Genomic DNA, 20,147 nt, shown 5'->3' on the forward strand with positions numbered 1-20,147 from the left:
CGCCGGCGCCCCGGTCAACAGGTAGCCTGACCTGTAGAACCCTCACCTCACCAGGAGCCTCCCGTGACTTCATCCTCTCCCTCTGCGACCCAGTCCCAGACCCAGTCCGTGACCAACGCACCGCTGTCCGAGGTTGACCCGGAAATCGCCGCGGTCCTCAACGATGAGCTGGCACGCCAGCGCGACACTCTTGAGATGATCGCCTCCGAGAACTTCGCGCCTCGATCGGTGCTCGAAGCCCAGGGCTCGGTCCTGACCAACAAGTACGCGGAGGGCTACCCGGGCCGCCGCTACTACGGCGGCTGTGAGCATGTTGACGTCGCAGAGAGCCTCGCTATTGAGCGAGTCAAGGCACTCTTCGGCGCGGAGTTCGCCAACGTCCAGCCCCACTCGGGAGCCCAGGCCAACGCCGCCGCCCTCGCTGCAATGATCAAGCCGGGTGAGAAAATCATGGGCCTCTCACTGGCGCACGGCGGTCACCTGACCCACGGCATGAAGCTGAACTTCTCCGGCAAGCTCTATGAGGTCGCAGCGTACGGCGTCGAGAGCGACACGCACCGCCTCGATATGGAGCGCGTCCGTGAGCAGGCCCTGGCTGAGAAGCCCCAGGTCATCATTGCCGGCTGGTCAGCGTATCCCCGCCACCTCGATTTCGCGGCATTCCGGTCCATCGCCGATGAGGTCGGCGCCCTGCTCTGGACCGACATGGCCCACTTCGCAGGTCTCGTGGCGGCCGGCCTGCACCCGAGCCCCGTTCCCCACTCGGACGTGGTCACCTCCACCGTGCACAAGACCCTCTCCGGGCCGCGTTCAGGCGTGATCCTGGCCAAGCAGGAGTGGGCAAAGAAGCTGAACTCCAACGTCTTCCCTGGCCAGCAGGGCGGTCCGCTCATGCACGTCATCGCAGCCAAGGCTACGGCTTTCAAGATCGCAGGCACGGAGGAATTCAAGGAGCGCCAGGAGCGCGTCCTCGAGGGCGCCCGCATCATCGCCGAGCGGCTCATGGGCAGAGATGTCACCGAGCACGGAGTGTCGGTCCTCACCGGCGGAACCGACGTGCACCTGGTCCTGGTCGACCTCCGCAACTCCGAGCTGGACGGTCAGCAGGCGGAGGACCTCCTTCACTCAGTTGGCATCACGGTCAACCGCAACGCGGTCCCCAACGACCCGCGTCCGCCGATGGTTACCTCCGGCCTCCGCATCGGCACTCCGGCGCTGGCCACCCGCGGATTCGGCTCGACCGAGTTCACCGAGGTGGGCGAGATCATCGCCGCAGTGCTGAAGCCCGGTGCGGACATAGAGGCGCTGCGCGCACGCGTATCCCGCCTTGCTGCCGATTTCCCGCTCTACCCCGGACACGAGGAATGGTAGAAGACCTCCCGCCGGGTGCGTTGGAGTCGGCAGCGGCCCGCTCGGGCGAGTTCGAGATTCCCACTGAGGAATGCTGTTTCACAGGGTGCTGTGAGCGTGGGAAGGCGTACCTGCTCGAGGAGTTGGACAGGGAACAGCTCAACAAAGGAGCGGCGTAGATGAGCGCACAGATTCTTGACGGTAAGGCAACAGCGGCCGCAATCCGCAGCGAACTCACAGAACGGGTCGCCGCTCTGAAGCGCCAGGGCATCACGCCCGGACTGGGTACGGTGCTGGTCGGCGATGACCCCGGGAGTCGGTCCTACGTGGCCGGGAAGCACCGCGACTGCGAGCAGGTGGGCATTAACTCGATCCGCCGTGACCTTCCGGGGGACATCAGTCAGGAGGACCTCGAAAAGGTCATCGATGAACTGAACGACGACGACGCCACCACCGGCTACATCGTCCAGTTGCCTCTCCCCGCCCACATCGACGCGCACGCCATCCTTGAGCGGATGGCGCCGGGCAAGGACGCCGACGGGCTGCACCCGACCAACCTCGGAAAGCTCGTCCTCAATGTCAACGGCCCCATGGACTCGCCGCTGCCCTGTACTCCGCATGGCATCGTCGAGCTGCTGCTGCGCCATGGCATCGAGCTCAAGGGCAAGAACGTGCTCGTCGTGGGACGTGGCGTGACGGTGGGCAGGCCGCTTGGCCTGCTGCTCACGCGGCGGGCAATTAACGCGACCGTCACGCTGGCGCACACCGGCACGGTGGACCTGCCGAGGCACCTCGGCGAGGCCGACGTCGTCGTAGCGGCTGCAGGTCTGCCCGGCATGATCACCGCTGAGCATCTGTTGCCGGGCGCCATCGTCCTGGACGTCGGGGTCACCCGGGTGACAGATCCTGAAACCGGCAAGGCCACCCTGCGGGGCGATGTCGCGAAGGAGGCGGCCGACGTCGCCGGTTGGCTTTCGCCCAATCCCGGGGGAGTAGGGCCCATGACGCGGGCCATGCTCCTGGCCAACGTGGTTGAGGCCGCGGAGCGCCAGACAGGTTGATGAGGACGGGAAGTGTCCTCGACACGCACTGATTGTCTTTTACCAATCAGACAGTTCCTCTAGGCTGTTCTGGTGCCCGAGCAAACTATCCCGAACTACGTCATCTCTGCTGACCGGCTGACCAAGCACTACGGTGATTTCGCCGCTGTCGACGGCATCTCCTTTGACGTGCCGGCGGGCGAGTCCTTCGGCCTGCTCGGTCCCAACGGCGCCGGCAAGTCGACCACCATGAAGATGATCGGCGGTGTCTCGCAGCGCACCTCCGGGAAACTGACCATCATGGGGCTGGACCCTGAGCAGCATGGTCCGGAGGTTCGGGCACACCTCGGCGTCGTGCCGCAGCAGGACAACCTGGACGAGGAGCTGCGCGTACGGGACAACCTTTTGGTCTACGGGCGCTACTTCGGGCTGCCGATGAGCTACCTCAAGCCGAAAGCGGACGAGCTGCTCGAATTCGCCCAGCTCACCGACAAGGCGAAGGCAAAGGTTGACTCGCTGTCCGGCGGTATGAAGCGGCGCCTGACCATCGCGCGCTCGCTCATCAACGAGCCGAAGATCCTCCTTCTCGACGAGCCCACTACCGGACTCGATCCGCAGGCCCGGCACATCCTCTGGGACCGGCTGTTCCGTCTGAAGGAGTCCGGCGTTACCCTGATCCTCACGACCCACTACATGGATGAGGCGGAACAGCTCTGTGACCGTCTGGTCGTCGTCGACAAGGGGCAGATCATGGCTGAGGGTTCTCCCGCCACGCTCATCCGCGAGCACTCCACCCGCGAGGTGCTCGAGCTCCGCTTCGGGTCCGAAAGGAACACAACGGTGGCCGCGGATCTGGCCGGCATCGGTGACCGGCTCGAGTCCCTGCCGGACCGCGTTCTGATCTACACGCACGACGGCGAGTCCGCCCTTGAACAGGTCACCGCCCGCGGTCTCCACCCCATCACCTCCCTTGTGCGCCGGTCATCTTTGGAGGACGTCTTCCTGCGCCTGACCGGGAGGAGCCTCGTTGACTAGCCAGCAGACCGGCAGTGCCCTCGCCGCCCATTCCCCGATGGTCGCAGCGCAGCGGGCCCGGAAGTTCGGCTCCTGGTATTACGCCGAGCACGCCCTCAAGGTGATGAACGGCTACCGCTGGACCCTGCTCGCCTACAGCGTCGGCAACCCTGTGATGTACCTCTTCGCCATGGGGGTCGGGCTCGCCACGCTGGTGGACAGCAACAGCGCCGAGAGCGCTTTCGGCGGTGTCAACTACCTCGCCTTCATTGCGCCGGCGCTCCTCTCCTCGGCAACGATCATGACGGCCGCCACGGAGTTCACCTACCCCGTCATGGACGGCTTCAAATGGCGGCGCGTCTACTACGGTCCGCATGCCTCGCCGCTGGCCGTGCATCAGATCGTCAACGGCTACATCATCGCGATCTCCCTGCGACTCTTCCTGATGTCGGCCATCTACTTCGCGATCGTTGCCGCCTTCGGGGCATCGCCATCTGCGTGGGGTTCGGTGTCAATCGTTGTCGCGGTGGTGTGCGGGCTTTCGTTCGGGCTCCCGCTCATGGCGTACTCCGCAAGCGTCACCGAGGACAAGGGGCAGTTCGCCCTGGTCATGCGCTTCATCGTGACGCCGCTGTTCCTGTTCTCCGGAACATTCTTCCCGCTCGAGACGCTGCCCATCTTCCTGCGCTGGATCGGCTGGATCTCCCCGCTGTGGCACGGTACGGAACTGGGACGGGTGCTGACCTACGGGTATGACGAGCCGCTCTGGCTCTCGGCCATCCACATCCTCTACCTGGTGGGGCTGGCACTGCTCGGCTGGGTCCTTGCCCGCCGTATGTACGAACGGAGGCTGGGCAAGTGAGCAGGGTGCTGACCGAACAGGACTACCGGGTGCAGGTCAGGGACCGCCCTTTCAGCGCGCTCTATGCACGCAATGCCAAAGCGGTGATTGCCCGCGGCCTGATGGCAACGAAGAGCAGCAACTGGCTGATCATGGTGTCCGGGTTCTTCGAGCCGGTGCTCTACCTCATCTCCATGGGAGTGGGCCTGGGCGCACTGGTGGGCACCGTCGTCGGACCGGGTGGCGAGGAGATCAGTTACGCAGCCTATATAGCGCCGGCGCTCCTCGCGGTGTCGGCAATGAACGGCGCGGTGTATGACTCCACCTGGAACGTGTTCTTCAAAATGAATTTCGCGAAGCTGTACCAGGGCATGCTGTACACCTCGCTGGGGCCGCTGGATGTTGCCATCGGCGAGATCTTCCTCGCGCTTTTGCGGGGCGCCCTGTACGCCACGGGCTTCACGGCGGTCATGGGCCTGATGGGTCTGATCACCACGCCGTGGGCCCTGCTGATGGTTCCTGCTTCGGTGCTGATTGCTTTTGGCTTCGCCTCGTTCGGCATGGGTATCACCAGCTACATGAAGACCTTCCAGCAGATGGACTGGATCAACTTCGTGATGCTGCCCATGTTCCTGTTTTCGGCGACGTTCTACCCGTTGAGCGTGTACCCCCAGGGCATACAGTGGTTCATCCAGGCTCTTCCGCTCTGGCACGGCGTTGAACTGCTCCGACAACTCAGCATCGGGATCTTCACAACTGCAACGGCGATTCACGTCACCTACTACCTGGTGATGATCCTGGTCGGGATGGTCCTGACCACCACGCGCCTCCGGAAGCTGTTCCTGAAGTAGGAACGGGCAAGGACAGAAGATGTCCGCAATTGCCTACCGTCGGGGCTGGGGACGGCAGATACTGGAACCATGATTGGGAAATGGCACGCAACCGTCTTCGACTGCTCAAACACGGACCAGCTGGCGTCCTTCTATGAGGACCTGCTGGGCATGATCCGCGTCCAGCATGATGACAACGGGTGGATCACCATCGGTGATGCCCCGGATCGTCCGGCTCTGGCTTTCCAGCAGGTCGAGGGGTATATGCCGCCGAGGTGGCCGGGTCAGGAGATCCCGCAGCAGGTGCATCTCGATATCCGGGTGGAAGACCTCGACGTGGCGGAGCAGAAGGTGCTCGCACTGGGTGCTACCAGTCTGGAGTCGGGGACGGGGACCTACCGGGTCTATCTGGACCCGGCAGGGCACCCGTTCTGCCTTGTCAGCTGGTGAAAACGTTACCGGTCGGCCGGCAGGAACCCTTAGGTGACCAGTTCGGCGTACACGACGTAGTTGTCGTCGAATTCGCCGGTGGCCGGGTCATAGCCGTCGCAGGTGATGAGCCGTAGCTCGGCGCCCTCGGTGTTCCCGTACACCTTCTGGGTGGGGAACTCGTCCTTTGGGTACTGTTCGCCTTTGGTAACGGCAAAGGTCGCGGTGGACCCATCTTCGCGCGTGACCTCGATGAGGTCGCCGGCCTTCAGTGCCCTGAGGTCGGCAAAGACGCCAGGTCCGCCGCCGGTGGCGTTCACGTGTCCCAGCAGTACGGAGGGTCCGCGTTCGCCGGGAGTGGGGGACTGGTTGTACCAGCTGGCCGGTGCGCCCGGTCCGTCCGGTGGTACCTCCAGGGAGCCGTTCTCCCGCAGCCCAAGCGAGAGCAAATCGGAACCTGCTTCGATGGTGGGGATCGAGAAGGAGACGGGTGCAGAAGCTTCAAGCGTTGGCGGAAGAGCGGGTGCCTGGGACGGTTCCGCTGAGGGGGAGGCTTCGGCGCTGGCGGAAGCAGATGGTGCCGCCGGCGCTGAGGTAGCAGGCGCCGTCGTCGTCGTTGGGACCTGAGCACCCTCGCTGCCGGTGCCTGTGCCGCAGCCGGTGAGGATCAAAAGGGCGGCCGCCGCAGAAACTGCAAAGCTTCTGCGGCGGCCGGAGTTGGAGCTGATCATGAGATCAGATCAGTCCTTTACTTGGTGGTTGAGCGACGGACGGCGTAGGTGCCGCCGGCTGCTGCTGCCAGAACCAGGCCGCCGCCGAGGGCGATCATGCCCAGGTTGGAGCCGGACTCCTGTGCAACACCGGTGTCAGCGCCACCTTCAGGCATTGCGCCCATCTGGGAAGCAACCAGGGTTCCACACAGAGCAGGCGAGGTTGCGCCCAAGGGAAGCGAAGGCTCGAGGTCGCTCGGAGCGTTGAAAGCTTCCTCGCTGCCCGTGGCCGTCGCCGGATCCAGACCGTGAACCACAACAACTGCGGTTCCGGCATCAAGAGCGTCCAGGGTTTCCTGGTTCATCTCGAAGGTGCGCTCGATCGTGTAGGTGCCACCCTGGCCACCCAGCGTCAGGTCAAGACCTGCAGCCGGGCTGGTGTCACCACTGGTGCTCAGCGTGGTCAGGATGCCGCCGTAGAAGGGAGCGCCATCGGTGGTGGAGAGGATGCCGTCGCCGTTTTCGTCACCATCAGGGGTGGGGCAAGTGCCCTGTGCGCCACCGTGGATGTGCTGAACGTGCGGGTACGGAGCGTCCATGAAGGTCTCGGCGAGACCGGACACCTGCAGGCTGACCGTTGCCTGCTTGTCATCGATGGTCACCGAGATGTTGCCGGTGCCGGTCGTGCCGTTGAGCTGGGTCAGCTGGGACGTGTAGGTTCCATCGGCGTGGGCAGCCATGGCGGGTGTGCCGCCCATTGCCAGCAAACCCATAGCGAGGGTGGGGACTGCGAAAAGAGCTTTCTTGTTCATGATTCCTCCATGGAGCGAATGGGACGCGCACCTTTTGGGGCACGCACATCCCTAGTTCGGCGTGGGTTGCATCACGGATGGGTGTGATCTGAATTATTTTTCTGCCCGGATGGTCAAGGCATGAGGACCGCCTTTTCGCCGGTGGTGGAAGCAGCCATGACCATGACGACGGTTTGCGACAATGGAGGCATGCAACCACTGGGAACTTCTGGAAAAACCGCGGGCAAGGGATTGAGTCTGCGCATGGGCGGCGTGGGGATGGCCATCATGTTGGTGGTGTTCCTGGTGGCGGTGGTCTTCGCGGCTAACGAGAACGACGTCGTCGGCTGGCTTGTGGTGATCATCTCCCTTGGGTGGCTGCTGGTTTTCAGCTTCGTGGTCTTCACGGTGCGCTCTGCCGCACGGAAGGCAAGCGCCCGGATCGACGAGTTCAACAGGGCCGCCGGCGGCGGCATGGGCGGCAGGGGCCCAACCGGAACCAGCTCCGCCATGCGGGACCAGAAGCTGGATCACAGCTTCAAGATCGTCCAGGTCCAGGCACGCGTGATCCGTGATCATCTCGGCAAGGACCAGGGCATGGTTGACCGTGCGCTGGAAACCATCGAGATCACCTCCCACAATGCCCGCAGCATGATGAAAAACGACGACGACGGCCCGGTCGAGGGCACTGTCGTCGACTAGCGGCACGGTAAGGTTGATCGGGTGAGTTCGGCACATTCCCTGATAAGCAGCAAGCACCCCGACGTCCTCCGTATCGCCACCGTGAACGTGAACGGAATCCGTGCAGCATACCGGCGGGGAATGCAGGAGTGGCTCGAGGACAGGGACATCGACATCCTGTGCCTGCAGGAGGTGCGTGCGCCGGACAAGGTGGTACGGGATCTCCTGGGCGATTCATGGCACATCCTGCACGCTGAGGCCGCGGCCAAGGGCCGTGCCGGCGTCGCCGTAGCGTCCCGACTGGAGCCCACCGAAACCCGCGAGCACATTGGTGATGAGTACTTCGCCACCGCGGGCCGCTGGGTGGAAGCAGACTTCCAGCTGAACGGCAGCACGCTCAGCGTTGTCAGCGCCTACGTGCACTCGGGGGAGGCGGATTCACCGCAGCAGCAGGACAAGTACCGGTTCCTCGACCTGATGTCTGAGCGCCTTGGCGAACTGCGCCGCACCCGGGACCACGCCCTGGTGGTTGGAGACCTCAACGTCGGGCACACCACCCGTGACATCCGTAACTGGAAGGGCAACCTGAAGAAGGCGGGGTTCCTTCCGGAGGAACGGGCCTACTTCGACCACTTCTTCAGCGATGCCGTGGGCTGGGTTGATGTTCACCGCGATCTCGCCGGGGACATGGACGGCCCCTACACCTGGTGGTCCTGGCGCGGCAAGGCCTTCGACAACGACGCCGGTTGGCGCATCGACTACCACCTCGCTACCCCTGAGCTGGCAACAGCCGCCACCACCGCCGTCGTCGACCGCGCCCACTCCTGGGAAGCGCGATTCTCGGATCACGCTCCGCTCGTCGTCGACTACAAGCTCTTACAACCCCGGGATTGATATGACCTCCACCGCAACACGCCAGCGGGTACTGTCCGGTATGCAGCCCTCAGGCAGCTCCCTTCACCTGGGGAACTATCTCGGAGCCCTCGTGCAATGGGTGCAGATGCAGGACTCCTATGACGCGATCTACTTCATTCCGGACCTCCACGCCATCACGGTGCCCCAGGACCCGGCGGAGCTCGCAGAGCGCACCCGGCTGACCGCCGCGCAGTACATCGCGGGCGGCGTGGACGTGGACAAGTGCACGCTCTTCGTGCAGTCACACGTGCCGGAACACGCGCAGCTCGCGTGGGTGCTCAATTGCATCACCGGGTTCGGCGAGGCTTCCCGCATGACCCAGTTCAAGGACAAGTCGCTCAAGCAGGGCACCGACTCCACCTCGGTGGGGCTGTTCACCTATCCCGTGCTGCAGGCCGCGGACATCCTGCTGTACCAGCCGGAAGGCGTTCCCGTCGGAGAGGACCAGCGCCAGCACATTGAGTTGAGCCGGGACCTGGCACAGCGGTTCAATACGCGCTTCGGTGAGACGTTCGTAGTGCCCAGGCCGTTCATCCAGAAGGAATCGGCCAAAATCTACGATCTTCAGAACCCCACCGCCAAAATGTCCAAGTCGGCAAGCTCTGCGGCGGGCCTGATCAACATCATGGATGAACCGAAAGTCACTGCCAAGCGCATCAAGTCTGCCGTGACGGATGACGGCACCGAGATCCGCTTCGACCGCGAGGAGAAACCGGGCGTTTCCAATCTGCTGTCCATCTACTCACTCATGACCGGGAAGAGCATGGAAGACGTCGTCGGTCACTTCGAGGGCCGGATGTACGGGCATCTGAAAGTGGAGTTGGCGGACGTGGTGGTTGATCGCCTTGAGCCTGTGCGCACACGGACGCTGGAGCTGCTCGGTGATCCGGGTGAGCTTGACCGGCTGCTCTCGGTAGGTGCGGAAAAGGCGCGTGAAATCGCGTCGGTTACGCTGGCAGATGTGTTCTCCAAGGTAGGTTTTCTCCCTGCGCGCGGCCGCGGTCCGGCGGGTGCTTTCTAGAATCATGAGCCACCCCGTCAGCGATACCGAGCAGCGCCAACCGACCTATGTAGTGGGTCGGCGTGCTGTGGAGGGCAAGCTCGTGGGAGTGGTCATCGCCATCCCGGAGCCCATTGCCGGCGAACTTGAGCGCTGGCGTGCCTCCTTCGGCGACCCCATGGCTGCTCTCGTCCCACCGCACATCACGCTGATCACCACCACCCCGGCTGCCGACTGGCCGTCGACCATCGCCCACGTGCGTGAGGTCGCTTCCGCGCAAAGTTCCTTCACGGTTACCCTCAAAAGCACCGGCACCTTTCGTCCGCTCACCCCCGTGGTCTTTGTCAACGTCACTGAAGGTTTCGATTCCTGCGTTCACCTGCACCGGCGATTGCAGGCGGGGCCCCTCGCCCGCGACCTCGAATACCCCTTCCACCCGCACGTCACCGTGGCCCACGACGTCAGCGAAGCCAACATGGATTCGGCGGAGGTGCAGCTCGACGACTTCGAGGCATCCTTCACCGTACGTACCATGGGACTGTACGAGCACGATGTCACGGGTGTGTGGAAACTACGGGAAGAGCTCGCTTTTGGCCAGAACGCTACCGCCGGCGAAGAACCAGGCGCCTGATACACCGCTTCCCACGGAGCGGATGAAGCTCAAACTGAAAGTTCTGCAGGCCCGCCGCGACCTCGGCCGGACCCGACGGGAAAAGGGCGGGGGAGTGCCCGTGCTCCTGGCCACCTTCCAGTACCTGCTGGCCAGGCTGAACGCTTTCCGTCCCATGCGGGCCTTCCAGCTCTACACCAGCCGCCACGGCCCGTTGATGGCGGCCGGCATCGCGTACAACATGTTCTTCGCCATCGCCGCGCTGCTCGTCGCTGGATTTTCCATCACCGGGTTGATTGTCTCCGGCAACGAGGAGTTACAGGGTCTCATCGTGCAGGCTGTGGATTCCACAACGCCCGGTCTGATCGGCGAGGGCGGTCTAGCGAGGCCCAGGGAGCTATTCGCGCTCCAATCCGAGCTGAGCTTGGCCTTGGTCATCTCGACCGCCATCGCTTTATTCACGTCCCTCCGTTGGATCGGCGGAATGCGCGAGGGTATGCGCGGGATCTTTGACGTGCCGCCAATCGAAACCAATCCCATCCTGATGAAGCTGAAGGATCTCGGAATCCTGCTTGTCCTCGCTGTAGCGCTGGCCGTGACGACCGCGGTCGGCCTTACCGTGAACACGGTCATCGACCTGGTCCTGCAGTGGCTCGGCTTTGACAGCGCAGCCCGGCCCCTGACGCAGATCGCCGGTACCTTCGTCACCCTCCTGCTGGATACGCTCGTTGCAGTCATTCTGTTCCGCGCGGCTTCGTCGATTGAGATGCCGCGTGCGGTGCTGTTTCAGTCAGCCGTCATCGCCGGTGTGGGCAGCACCGTCCTGCGAACCTTCAGCACCCTGCTGTTGGGTGGCGTCGACCGAAACCCGTTGCTTGCGCCCTTCGCGGTCATCCTCGGCCTGTTCGTCTGGTTCTTCCTGCTAAGCCAGGTCTACCTGCTGGCAACGGCCTGGGGTGCCATCGGTGCGGCCGATGCCCGGTCAGCGCGCTCCCGGGCACGAGGCGGCCGCGCACGGTCCCTGCGGCAGCGCAGCAGGGCCGCTGCGGCCAAAACCCCGGAAATTTCGCGCACCTAACGCGGCTTCCAAGGCCGGAAAGTCGCCCGATCTGCGCAAAACTTCCGGATTGTGATCCGGGTGAAACGTCCGGGAACGACGACGGCGCGCGGCCACCTTTCGGTAGCCGCGCGCCGTTTCGCTCGTCGTCGAGGAGGTTCTAGACCTTGCGGGACAAAATGGCCTGCTTGACCTCGGCGATCGCCTGCGTTACCTGGATGCCGCGTGGGCACGCCTCGGTGCAGTTGAAGGTGGTGCGGCAGCGCCACACGCCTTCCTTGTCGTTGAGGATCTCCAGGCGCATGTCACCGGCGTCATCGCGTGAGTCGAAGATGAAGCGGTGCGCGTTGACGATCGCGGCCGGCCCGAAGTACTGGCCGTCAGTCCAGAAGACGGGACAGGATGAGGTGCACGCAGCGCACAGGATGCACTTGGTGGTGTCATCGAACCGCTCGCGCTCCTCTGCCGACTGCAGGCGCTCCTGGGTCGGCTCGTGGCCGCGGTTGATGAGGAACGGCATGATCTCGCGGTACGACTGGAAGAACGGCTCCATGTCGACAATGAGGTCCTTTTCAACCGGCAGGCCCTTGATCGGCTCGACCAGGATGGGCTTGGAGGTGTCGAGGTCCTTCAGCAGGGTCTTGCAGGCCAGCCGGTTCCGGCCGTTGATCCGCATGGCATCAGAGCCGCAGACGCCGTGCGCGCAGGAGCGGCGGAACGAGACGGTGCCGTCATGCTCCCACTTCACCTTATGCAGGGCGTCCAGCACACGGTCCGTGCCGTACATGGTGAGCTTCCACTCGTCCCAGTGCGCCTCATCGGAGACCTCGGGGTTGTAGCGCCGCACCTTCAGGGTGATGTCGAAGGTGGGAATCTCGCCGCCCCCGCCTACTCCGGGTGCCAGGTCGACCTTCGAGGCCGGTTCTTTTTCGACTGTTGGTGTGCTCATCAGTACTTACGCTCCATGGGCTGGTAACGGGTGAAGACTACCGGTTTGGTCTCAAGGCGCACCCCGCTGGTTTCAGCGGCGGAGGGATCCTTGTAGGCCATGGAATGGGTCATGAAGTTCTCATCATCACGCTCGGGGTAGTCCTCGCGGAAGTGGCCGCCGCGGGATTCCTGACGATGCAGGGCAGCTGCCGTCATGACCTTGGCCATGTCCAGCAGGAATCCGAGCTCAACGGCTTCCAGCAGGTCAAGGTTGAACCGCTTGCCCTTGTCCTGGACAGTGACGCGGGTGTAGCGCTCCTCGAGCTTGTCAATGACCTCGAGGGCTTCCTTGAGGGTCTGCTCGGTCCGGAACACCTGGACGTTGGCGTCCATGATGTCCTGCAGTTCCTGGCGGATCTGCGCAACACGCTCGCCGCCCTCTGAGCTCCGCATCGTGTCCAGCAGACGCTCGGTCTCGACCAGCGGGTTGTCCGGGATTTCGACGTACTCGGCGGTGACGGCGTACTCCGCCGCGGCGATACCGGCACGCTTGCCGAAGACGTTGATGTCCAGCAGCGAGTTGGTTCCCAGACGGTTGGAGCCGTGAACGGAAACGCAGGCAACCTCACCGGCAGCGTAAAGACCCGGGACAACGGTGTCATTGTCCTGCAGAACCTCAGCCCTGATGTTGGTGGGGATACCGCCCATTGCATAGTGCGCGGTGGGGAACACCGGCACCGGTTCGGTGTACGGTTCCACGCCCAGGTAGGTGCGGGCGAACTCCGTGATGTCCGGAAGCTTCGCGTCGATGTGCGCCGGTTCCAGGTGCGTCAGGTCCAGGAGGACGTAGTCCTTGTTGGGCCCGGCACCGCGGCCCTCCCGCACCTCGTTGGCCATGGAACGCGCCACGATGTCCCTGGGTGCGAGGTCCTTAATGGTCGGAGCGTACCGCTCCATGAAGCGCTCGCCCTCGGAGTTGCGAAGGATCGCGCCCTCACCGCGGGCTGCTTCAGAGAGCAGAATCCCGAGACCGGCCAGGCCGGTGGGATGGAACTGGAAGAACTCCATGTCTTCCAGGGGGATACCGCGGCGGAAGGCGATGCCCATGCCGTCGCCGGTCAGCGTGTGCGCGTTCGAGGTGGTCTTGTAGACCTTCCCGACGCCGCCGGTGGCGAACACAACGGACTTGGCCTGGAAGACGTGCAGCTCACCGGTGGCGAGGTCATAGGACACTACGCCGGCAACCCGCTTCCGGATGCGCGTTACGCCGTCTACGGTGAACTCCTCGTCCACCGTCAGCATGTCCAGCACGTAGTACTCATTGAAGAACTCGACATTGTGCTTTACGCAGTTTTGGTACAGCGTCTGCAAAATCATGTGACCGGTGCGGTCAGCGGCGTAACAGGAGCGCCGTACCGGGGCCTTGCCGTGGTCCCGGGTGTGGCCTCCGAAGCGGCGCTGGTCGATGCGGCCCTCCGGCGTGCGGTTGAACGGCAGGCCCATCTTCTCGAGGTCCAGCACCGCGTCGATCGCTTCCTTCGCCATCACCTCGGCGGCGTCCTGGTCCACCAGGTAGTCGCCGCCCTTCACGGTGTCGAAGGTGTGCCATTCCCAGTTGTCTTCCTCGACGTTGGCGAGTGCGGCGCACATGCCGCCCTGCGCCGCACCCGTGTGCGAACGGGTGGGGTAGAGCTTGGTCAGTACAGCCGTCCGTGCGCGCTGGCCGGATTCAATCGCGGCGCGCATGCCGGCGCCACCTGCGCCCACAATAACGACGTCGTACTTATGGACCTGCATACTGTGCTCTTTCTGTTGAAACTGGCGATGTACCTGGCCGATCTGGTGCGTGCGCGACCAGCCGCCTTAGGAAGTTAGGGCGCCGGGCAGTAGTCGGCGACGTGCGGTACTCCGTTGACCACGGGGCACGGATCGAAGGTGAAAATCACCAGGGTGCCGAGTACAACGATGACGACTGTGGAAACGTAGAGCACGTTCTTCAGCCAGAACCGGGTGGAGTCCTTTTCTGCGTAGTCATTGATGATGACGCGGACACCGTTGGTTCCGTGCAGCATGGCAAGCCAAAGCATGACGAGGTCCCAGACCTGCCACAGCGGGTCCGCCCACTTGCCCGCGACGAATCCGAAGTCAACGCCCTCGATGCCGTCACCGGCGATGAGGCTGGTCCAGAGGTGAACGAAGATGAGCACCACGAGAACCACGCCCGAGAGCCGCATGAACAGCCACGCGAACATTTCGAAGTTGCCCTTGGAACTGCCGCTGCGCCGATACTGCGGTGAGATGCGGCCGGCACGGGGGGATTCAACGATGGGAGCAGCCATGGCTTAGTGACCTCCGAAGACAACGGCGAGATGGCGGATGGAGAAGGCGATCATGGTGACCGCCCAGAGCCCGATGACGGCCCACAGCATCTGACGCTGGTACCTGGGGCCCTTCTTCCAGAAGTCCACGAGGACAACGCGGAGGCCGTTGAAGGCGTGGAAGACAATGGCGCCGACCAGTCCGAGCTCTCCGAGACCCATGATGGGGTTCTTGTAGGACTCGATCACGGCGTCATAGGCCTCGGGGGAAACCCGCACCAACGAGGTGTCGAGCACATGCACGAGTAGGAAGAAAAAGATCACGACGCCGGTAATACGATGCGCAACCCAGGACCACTGGCCTTCGCGGCCGCGGTAGAGGGTGCCTGCTGGTGTCTTCGACACTGAAAAACCTCCCTGTGTCGCAGGAGCGTTAGCGCGTCTTCAACGCTGGAATGTCGCCCCGCGAGAGCACTCTTTCCACAAGCCTAATCTAGGCCCGGCCGGTGGGGTGTTCAATTTAGGCCGCCCTACGTTGTGACCTTGTTAACACAGGGCCGGCGCGGGGCATTGTCGCCCGGCGTTCCCGCTGGGTTAATGTGGGAGCGATGAGTACTCAAGAGCCTAGCCCCCTGGACCGCTTCCACGGCGTGATCCCGGCAGGCGGAACCGGCACCCGGCTTTGGCCGCTGTCCCGTGCCGCCGCACCGAAGTTCCTGCATGACCTGACGGGCTCGGGCAGCACCCTGATCCGCGCAACGTACGAGCGGCTGCAGCCGCTCAGCGGCAAGCGGATCATGGTGGTCACGGGCAAGGCGCACCGCCGGGCTGTGCGCGCGCAACTGCCGGAGCTCAAGGACCCGGACCTCGTCCTGGAGAGCGAACCGAAGGATTCGGGTGCGGCGATCGGCCTGGCTGCGGCGATCCTCTATCACCGGGATCCGGACATCATCATGGGCTCCTTCGCAGCGGACGCGGTGATCGCGCCGGCGGAAGATTTCCAGGCGGCGGTCCGTGAAGCCGTTCACACTGCGGCCGAGGGCTACATCGTGACAATCGGCATTCTGCCCACCCATCCGTCCACGGGGTTCGGGTACATCCGGGCCGGCGAGCCGCTGGACATCGACGGCGCGCCCAGCGCCCATTCGGTGATCGAGTTCGTGGAGAAGCCTTCGGTAGCGGTTGCGCGCGAGTACATCGACAGCGGCAAGTACAGCTGGAACGCGGGCATGTTCGTCGCGCCGGTGGCGCTCATGCTCAAGCACCTCGAAGCGAATGAGCCCGTGCTCTACGCAGGCCTCATGGAAATCGCCGCGGCGTGGGACACCCGATCCCGCAACGAGGTTGCCGCCCGCGTCTGGCCCACCCTGCCGAAGATCGCGATCGACTACGCCGTTGCCGAACCTGCCGCCGCTGCCGGCGATGTAGCCATGATTCCCGGCAACTTCAGCTGGGATGACGTCGGCGATTTCGCCGCGATCGGCCGCCTCAACCCGGCTATGGAGAACAGCGAACTCACTGTGATGGGGGAGGGAGCCCGCGTCTTCTCTGAAAACGCCTCGGGCATCGTGGTGTCGGATACCAAGCGTGTGATCGCGCTGATCGGAATCGACGACGTCGTTATTGTGGACACTCCTGACGCACTTCTGGTGACCACCAAGGAACATGCCCAGGAAGTGAAGAAGGCAGTGGAGTCCCTGCGCGCCAGCGGCGATGTCGACGTCCTCTGATCGCGCGCTTCGGATGGTCGCGGCCAAGGAGCTGCGAGTCGCTCAATGACGTCAGGTTGAAGCTGCTGTCTGCAGGTTCGTTACGCTGGTGCAGTGCAGAAAACTTCCACTGAGGCTCCCGTCGTCCCACGCATCGGTGTGTGGGCCGCTCCGATGCTGGATGAGCTGACGAGGTTTCGGCGCGATCTCCACACCCATCCGGAACTGTCCCACAAGGAGCACCGCACCACGGACCGGCTTGCTGAGCGGCTGGAGGCGGCCGGGCTGAAGCCGCAACGGCTCGAGGACACCGGTTTGTTCGTGGACATCGGCGAAGGTGACATCAGGATCGGCCTGCGGGCAGACATCGACGCCCTGCCCATTCTCGAGGAGACGGGTCTGTCCTACGCCTCATCCTCGACGGGCATCGCCCACGCCTGCGGTCATGACATCCACACCACCGTGATGCTCGGGGTGGCGCTGGTGCTGGCGAAGATCGACGCGGAAACTCCGCTGGGCGGCCGGGTCCGGGTGATCTTCCAGCCCGCTGAAGAGACCATGCCTGGCGGAGCGCTGGATGTGATCGCTCAGGGAGTCCTCTCCGAGGTTCCCCGGATTCTCGCTCTGCACTGCGATCCGCGTATCGACGTCGGCCTGGTGGGAACGCGTATCGGCGCCATCACCTCGGCATCGGATACGGTCCGTGTCGAGCTGAGCGGACGCGGCGGGCACACTTCCCGGCCGCACCTCACCGAGGATCTCGTCTTTGCCCTCGCCCATATCGCGGCCAACGTTCCGGCCGTCCTGTCACGGCGCATCGACGTGCGCAGCGCCGTCTCAGTGGTGTGGGGCCAGATGCACGCCGGCTCCGCACCCAACGCCATCCCGGCGCACGGTTTTATGTCCGGCACCATGCGGTGCCTCGACGGCGAGGCCTGGGAAGCGGCGGGTGACCTCATGGATGAGACCGTGCGGCAACTCGCGGCTCCGTTCGGCGTGGACGTCAAGATCGAGCACACCAGGGGAGTGCCGCCCGTGGTGAACACCGAGGCGGAAACCGGCCTGATCGAGGCCGCCGCCCGCGCGGAGCTCGGACCTGACTCAGTGGTGCTCACCCCGCAGTCCATGGGCGGCGAGGACTTCGCCTGGATGACGCAGAAGGTGCCCGGAGCAATGATGCGCCTCGGCACCCGCACGCCCGGCGGCGAAACCTATGATCTGCACCGCGGGGATTACCGCCCCGATGAGCAGGCGATCGGATGCGGCGTGCGCGTGATGGCAGCTGCCGCAATGCGGGCAGTTTTGGGTCTGCGGCACTAGTTCCGGAAGGACCCGGAGCCCGGCCTGGGAATGCACGCGGACCCGCTGCGGTTGCCACCTGGTGTGAGCAGCTCCAACAGTCCCCGTGTGCCCCTGTCCGTCCTCGACCTCGCCACGGTCGGCTCCGGTCGATCCAGTTCCGATGCCCTCGCAGACAGCACGAGGCTTGCGCAGGCCGCGGACCGGCTGGGACTGACCCGTTTCTGGGTCGCTGAGCACCACAACATGCCCTCCGTCGCCTCCACCAGCCCCTCGGTGCTGATTGCGCACCTCGCCGCGATGACGTCGCAGATCCGGCTGGGCTCAGGCGGTGTGATGCTACCGAACCATGCGCCCTTCGTCGTCGCAGAGCAGTTCGCGCTGCTCGAGGCACTGCACCCGGACCGGATCGACCTCGGCATCGGCCGTGCGCCCGGTACGGACCAGATGACCGCAATGGCCCTGCGCCGGCAGACCGACGGGCTCGGCGTCGAAGAGTTCCCGCAGCACGTCCTGGAAGTCCTTGCGCTCCTGGGCGACAACCGGACCCCGGACCGCGTGATGCGGCTGGCAGCCACGCCGGCGCCGTCGTCATTCCCTGATGTGTGGCTGCTCGGCTCAAGCGGCTACTCCGCCCAGCTGGCCGGGATGCTGGGCCTGCGGTACAGCTACGCCCACCACTTCGGCAACGAGGATCCGGCGGCGATCATGCGCCTCTACCGCTCCAACTTCCAACCGTCACCTGCCCTCGCAGAGCCGTATGCGATGCTGGCCACTTCGGCGCTGACGGCGGCCACCGAGGAGGAAGCCGAATACCTTGCCGGCCCGGCGCGGGTGATGGCCCTTTCGCTGCGGTCCGGCCGGCCGGCCCCGATCGTGCCGCCCCAGGAGGCCGCCGAGCGCACCTTCACCGACCAGGAGCAGCTGATGCTCGATCACCTGCCCGCGATCAAGGCGGTGGGGACTGTCCAGCAGGTGACCGCGCGCCTGAAGGAGCTGGTGGAGCGCACCGGAGTGCAGGAACTCATGATCACGGGCACAACCTACGACGTCGGCTCCCGCATCGATTCCCTCACTTCCATCGCGGAGGTGTGGGGGCAGGTGCCGGCTCATGCTCCTGCCGTCGGCTAGGGCCGCCTACCGGTTGGTAACAAAACTTGAACAATGTAAGAACCGGGCGCCGCTTTGGTAGTGTGCCCGGTCACTCCGGCGTTAGAGTAAGCTTCATCATCGAGTCCCGAATTTGAGGCGGGACCGGCGCCACGATCATCAATGAAAACAGAGCTTGTGTCCCCTTTCAGGGCAGTGCAGGCGGACACTCATTGATCTCTTGTTCGTGGGCTTACTTCTTATCGGAGGAACATTGAAGAATTCACGGAGCTTGATTCAGCGCCGCACCGGCATGTCCGTTGCAGCACTGGGGGCTGCGGCCCTTCTCCTGGCCGGCTGCGGCGCGCCGCCGGCCGAGACCGACGGCGGCGGATCCGATCCCGCTGCCGAGGCAACCGACTACACCGGCTGCATCGTTTCCGACTCGGGCGGATTCGACGATCAGTCGTTCAACCAGTCCAGCTACGAGGGCATCCAGGCAGCCGAGGAATCGCTCGGCATCGAGGTTCAGCAGGCAGAGTCGCAGGCTGAGACCGACTTCACGCCCAACGTGAACTCCATGGTCACCTCGGGTTGCGACCTGATCGTCACCGTCGGCTTCCTGCTTTCAGCCACCACCGCGGAGGCAGCAGAAGCCAACCCGGAGACCAACTTCGCGATCGTTGACGACAACCAGATCGACCTGCCGAACGTCAAGCCGATCATCTACGACACGGCGCAGGCAGCGTTCATGGCCGGCTACCTCGCCGCTGGAACGTCCGAGACCGGACGGGTCGCCACTTACGGCGGCATCCAGATCCCCACCGTGACCATCTTCATGGACGGTTTTGCTGACGGTGTTGCCTACTACAACGAGCAGAAGGACGCCGACGTCCAGCTCCTCGGCTGGGACAAGGAAGCACAGACCGGTACGTTCATCGGTGACTTCTCCAACCAGGCTGCAGGCAAGACCAACACCGAGAACTTCATCAACGAGGGCGCCGACATCATCATGCCGGTGGCCGGACCGGTGGGCCTCGGCACCATCGAGGCTGTTGAGGAAGCCAACACGGACGGCGGCAGCAACAAGGTGATCTGGGTTGACTCGGACGGCTTCCAGACTGTTGAAAGCGGTACCGAGTACATCCTCAGCTCCGTCATGAAACTCATGGGCGAAGCAGTGGAGCAGGTCATCACCGAAGACGTCGAAGGTAACTTCAGCAACGAGCCGTACGTCGGAACCCTGGAGAACGGCGGCGTCGCACTTGCCCCGTTCCACGATCAGGAGGAAGCAGTCTCTGACGAGATGCAGGCCGAGCTTGAGGAAATCAAGGCGGGCATCATCTCCGGCGAGATCACCGTCGAGTCTGAGGCAAGCCCCCAGTAACACCGCTGAAAAAACGCGCCGCCCGCTCCCAGGAGGTCCTGCACGGAGCGGGCGGCGTGTTCGCGTTACGGTTGAATTGATTCTGCAGGCTGGCGCTGGTGGACGGGACAGGTGAAACCTGCCCGACGCTACCCGCCCAGCTCCCAC

Annotated in this window: 22 protein-coding genes; 16 read left to right on the forward strand and 6 right to left on the reverse strand. The window is 64.0% G+C overall.

Going from position 1 to position 20,147, the window contains the following annotated elements; all coding sequences use genetic code 11:
* The first annotated feature begins 63 nt into the window (after window positions 1-63).
* The 7 genes from glyA (at window position 64) to JOD47_RS12885 (ending at window position 5,525) form a co-directional block, all read left to right on the forward strand.
* On the forward strand, window positions 64-1,371 hold the full coding sequence (gene glyA / locus JOD47_RS12855) for a serine hydroxymethyltransferase (protein WP_307836277.1): 1,308 nt from the start codon (window positions 64-66) through the stop codon (window positions 1,369-1,371).
* Window positions 1,365-1,529: a hypothetical protein gene (locus JOD47_RS12860; protein WP_204534803.1), complete on the forward strand. Its 165-nt coding sequence runs from the start codon at window positions 1,365-1,367 to the stop codon at window positions 1,527-1,529. The genes glyA and JOD47_RS12860 overlap by 7 nt, the downstream gene beginning before the upstream one ends.
* Window positions 1,530-2,411, forward strand: a complete 882-nt coding sequence (locus JOD47_RS12865; RefSeq protein WP_204534804.1) for a bifunctional methylenetetrahydrofolate dehydrogenase/methenyltetrahydrofolate cyclohydrolase — start codon at window positions 1,530-1,532, stop codon at window positions 2,409-2,411.
* 72 nt (window positions 2,412-2,483) lie between these two features.
* A complete protein-coding gene (locus tag JOD47_RS12870; protein ID WP_307836278.1) occupies window positions 2,484-3,425 on the forward strand; it encodes an ABC transporter ATP-binding protein in 942 nt (313 codons plus the stop codon).
* A gap of 37 nt (window positions 3,426-3,462) precedes the next feature.
* Window positions 3,463-4,266 carry an ABC transporter permease gene (locus tag JOD47_RS12875; RefSeq protein ID WP_204536690.1) on the forward strand — a complete coding sequence of 268 codons (804 nt, stop codon included), beginning with the start codon at window positions 3,463-3,465 and terminating at the stop codon, window positions 4,264-4,266.
* A gap of 5 nt (window positions 4,267-4,271) precedes the next feature.
* On the forward strand, window positions 4,272-5,096 hold the full coding sequence (locus tag JOD47_RS12880) for an ABC transporter permease (protein WP_307836405.1): 825 nt from the start codon (window positions 4,272-4,274) through the stop codon (window positions 5,094-5,096).
* A gap of 69 nt (window positions 5,097-5,165) precedes the next feature.
* Complete coding sequence (locus tag JOD47_RS12885; protein WP_204534806.1) at window positions 5,166-5,525, forward strand: VOC family protein; 360 nt, start codon at window positions 5,166-5,168, stop codon at window positions 5,523-5,525.
* Window positions 5,526-5,554: 29 nt separating this feature from the next.
* Here JOD47_RS12885 and JOD47_RS12890 read toward each other — a convergent pair whose 3' ends face one another.
* Both JOD47_RS12890 and JOD47_RS12895 read right to left on the reverse strand, forming a co-directional pair.
* The gene (locus JOD47_RS12890) at window positions 5,555-6,235 is read right to left on the reverse strand and encodes a class F sortase (RefSeq protein WP_204534807.1); all 681 of its coding nucleotides are present in this window, start codon (window positions 6,233-6,235) and stop codon (window positions 5,555-5,557) included.
* A 17-nt stretch (window positions 6,236-6,252) separates the two neighbouring features.
* On the reverse strand, window positions 6,253-7,026 hold the full coding sequence (locus tag JOD47_RS12895) for a hypothetical protein (RefSeq protein WP_204534808.1): 774 nt from the start codon (window positions 7,024-7,026) through the stop codon (window positions 6,253-6,255).
* A gap of 189 nt (window positions 7,027-7,215) precedes the next feature.
* Between JOD47_RS12895 and JOD47_RS12900 the strand changes: the two genes are divergently transcribed.
* Genes JOD47_RS12900 through JOD47_RS12920 form a run of 5 tightly spaced genes read left to right on the forward strand, consistent with a single transcriptional unit; the run spans window position 7,216 to window position 11,289 of the window.
* Complete coding sequence (locus tag JOD47_RS12900) at window positions 7,216-7,707, forward strand: hypothetical protein (RefSeq protein ID WP_204536694.1); 492 nt, start codon at window positions 7,216-7,218, stop codon at window positions 7,705-7,707.
* Between the two features lie 21 nt (window positions 7,708-7,728).
* Window positions 7,729-8,580 (forward strand): exodeoxyribonuclease III, encoded by an 852-nt coding sequence (locus JOD47_RS12905; protein ID WP_307836279.1) that lies wholly within the window; start codon window positions 7,729-7,731, stop codon window positions 8,578-8,580.
* 1 nt (window position 8,581) lies between these two features.
* Window positions 8,582-9,622 (forward strand): tryptophan--tRNA ligase, encoded by a 1,041-nt coding sequence (gene trpS / locus JOD47_RS12910; RefSeq protein ID WP_204534809.1) that lies wholly within the window; start codon window positions 8,582-8,584, stop codon window positions 9,620-9,622.
* Window positions 9,623-9,626: 4 nt separating this feature from the next.
* On the forward strand, window positions 9,627-10,232 hold the full coding sequence (locus tag JOD47_RS12915) for a 2'-5' RNA ligase family protein (RefSeq protein WP_204534811.1): 606 nt from the start codon (window positions 9,627-9,629) through the stop codon (window positions 10,230-10,232).
* A 22-nt stretch (window positions 10,233-10,254) separates the two neighbouring features.
* Window positions 10,255-11,289, forward strand: a complete 1,035-nt coding sequence (locus JOD47_RS12920; protein WP_204534812.1) for a YihY/virulence factor BrkB family protein — start codon at window positions 10,255-10,257, stop codon at window positions 11,287-11,289.
* Window positions 11,290-11,428: 139 nt separating this feature from the next.
* Here JOD47_RS12920 and JOD47_RS12925 read toward each other — a convergent pair whose 3' ends face one another.
* From JOD47_RS12925 to sdhC, 4 genes are all read right to left on the reverse strand, one after another.
* A complete protein-coding gene (locus JOD47_RS12925; protein ID WP_204534814.1) occupies window positions 11,429-12,217 on the reverse strand; it encodes a succinate dehydrogenase iron-sulfur subunit in 789 nt (262 codons plus the stop codon).
* Window positions 12,217-13,995, reverse strand: a complete 1,779-nt coding sequence (gene sdhA / locus JOD47_RS12930; RefSeq protein WP_204534816.1) for a succinate dehydrogenase flavoprotein subunit — start codon at window positions 13,993-13,995, stop codon at window positions 12,217-12,219. Before sdhA ends, JOD47_RS12925 begins: the two co-directional genes overlap by 1 nt.
* A 74-nt stretch (window positions 13,996-14,069) precedes the next feature.
* Window positions 14,070-14,537: a succinate dehydrogenase hydrophobic membrane anchor subunit gene (locus JOD47_RS12935; protein WP_204534818.1), complete on the reverse strand. Its 468-nt coding sequence runs from the start codon at window positions 14,535-14,537 to the stop codon at window positions 14,070-14,072.
* Between the two features lie 3 nt (window positions 14,538-14,540).
* On the reverse strand, window positions 14,541-14,921 hold the full coding sequence (sdhC, locus tag JOD47_RS12940) for a succinate dehydrogenase, cytochrome b556 subunit (protein ID WP_204534820.1): 381 nt from the start codon (window positions 14,919-14,921) through the stop codon (window positions 14,541-14,543).
* A gap of 203 nt (window positions 14,922-15,124) precedes the next feature.
* Between sdhC and JOD47_RS12945 the strand changes: the two genes are divergently transcribed.
* The 4 genes from JOD47_RS12945 to JOD47_RS12960 all read left to right on the forward strand — a co-directional run bounded on the left by JOD47_RS12945 (window position 15,125) and on the right by JOD47_RS12960 (window position 20,000).
* Window positions 15,125-16,246 (forward strand): mannose-1-phosphate guanylyltransferase, encoded by a 1,122-nt coding sequence (locus JOD47_RS12945; RefSeq protein WP_204534822.1) that lies wholly within the window; start codon window positions 15,125-15,127, stop codon window positions 16,244-16,246.
* A gap of 153 nt (window positions 16,247-16,399) precedes the next feature.
* A complete protein-coding gene (locus JOD47_RS12950; RefSeq protein ID WP_204536695.1) occupies window positions 16,400-17,545 on the forward strand; it encodes an amidohydrolase in 1,146 nt (381 codons plus the stop codon).
* Window positions 17,546-17,608: 63 nt separating this feature from the next.
* Window positions 17,609-18,655, forward strand: a complete 1,047-nt coding sequence (locus JOD47_RS12955; protein ID WP_307836280.1) for an LLM class flavin-dependent oxidoreductase — start codon at window positions 17,609-17,611, stop codon at window positions 18,653-18,655.
* Window positions 18,656-18,926: 271 nt separating this feature from the next.
* Complete coding sequence (locus tag JOD47_RS12960; protein WP_204536697.1) at window positions 18,927-20,000, forward strand: BMP family lipoprotein; 1,074 nt, start codon at window positions 18,927-18,929, stop codon at window positions 19,998-20,000.
* Window positions 20,001-20,147: the final 147 nt, after the last annotated feature.

The organism is Arthrobacter tumbae, assembly GCF_016907495.1.
In the GTDB taxonomy this organism is placed as follows: Bacteria; Actinomycetota; Actinomycetes; order Actinomycetales; family Micrococcaceae; genus Arthrobacter_D; species Arthrobacter_D tumbae.

Coding starts and splice junctions, on each gene's coding strand:
- JOD47_RS12860 (WP_204534803.1), top strand. CDS start 1,365: ATGGTAGAAGACCTCCCGCCGGGTGCGTTGGAGTCGGCAGCGGCCCGC.
- JOD47_RS12865 (WP_204534804.1), top strand. CDS start 1,530: ATGAGCGCACAGATTCTTGACGGTAAGGCAACAGCGGCCGCAATCCGC.
- JOD47_RS12875 (WP_204536690.1), top strand. CDS start 3,463: ATGGTCGCAGCGCAGCGGGCCCGGAAGTTCGGCTCCTGGTATTACGCC.
- JOD47_RS12885 (WP_204534806.1), top strand. CDS start 5,166: ATGATTGGGAAATGGCACGCAACCGTCTTCGACTGCTCAAACACGGAC.
- JOD47_RS12890 (WP_204534807.1), bottom strand. CDS start 6,235: ATGATCAGCTCCAACTCCGGCCGCCGCAGAAGCTTTGCAGTTTCTGCG.
- JOD47_RS12895 (WP_204534808.1), bottom strand. CDS start 7,026: ATGAACAAGAAAGCTCTTTTCGCAGTCCCCACCCTCGCTATGGGTTTG.
- JOD47_RS12900 (WP_204536694.1), top strand. CDS start 7,216: ATGCAACCACTGGGAACTTCTGGAAAAACCGCGGGCAAGGGATTGAGT.
- trpS (WP_204534809.1), top strand. CDS start 8,582: ATGACCTCCACCGCAACACGCCAGCGGGTACTGTCCGGTATGCAGCCC.
- JOD47_RS12915 (WP_204534811.1), top strand. CDS start 9,627: ATGAGCCACCCCGTCAGCGATACCGAGCAGCGCCAACCGACCTATGTA.
- JOD47_RS12920 (WP_204534812.1), top strand. CDS start 10,255: ATGAAGCTCAAACTGAAAGTTCTGCAGGCCCGCCGCGACCTCGGCCGG.
- JOD47_RS12925 (WP_204534814.1), bottom strand. CDS start 12,217: ATGAGCACACCAACAGTCGAAAAAGAACCGGCCTCGAAGGTCGACCTG.
- sdhA (WP_204534816.1), bottom strand. CDS start 13,995: ATGCAGGTCCATAAGTACGACGTCGTTATTGTGGGCGCAGGTGGCGCC.
- JOD47_RS12935 (WP_204534818.1), bottom strand. CDS start 14,537: ATGGCTGCTCCCATCGTTGAATCCCCCCGTGCCGGCCGCATCTCACCG.
- JOD47_RS12945 (WP_204534822.1), top strand. CDS start 15,125: ATGAGTACTCAAGAGCCTAGCCCCCTGGACCGCTTCCACGGCGTGATC.
- JOD47_RS12950 (WP_204536695.1), top strand. CDS start 16,400: ATGCTGGATGAGCTGACGAGGTTTCGGCGCGATCTCCACACCCATCCG.
- JOD47_RS12960 (WP_204536697.1), top strand. CDS start 18,927: ATGTCCGTTGCAGCACTGGGGGCTGCGGCCCTTCTCCTGGCCGGCTGC.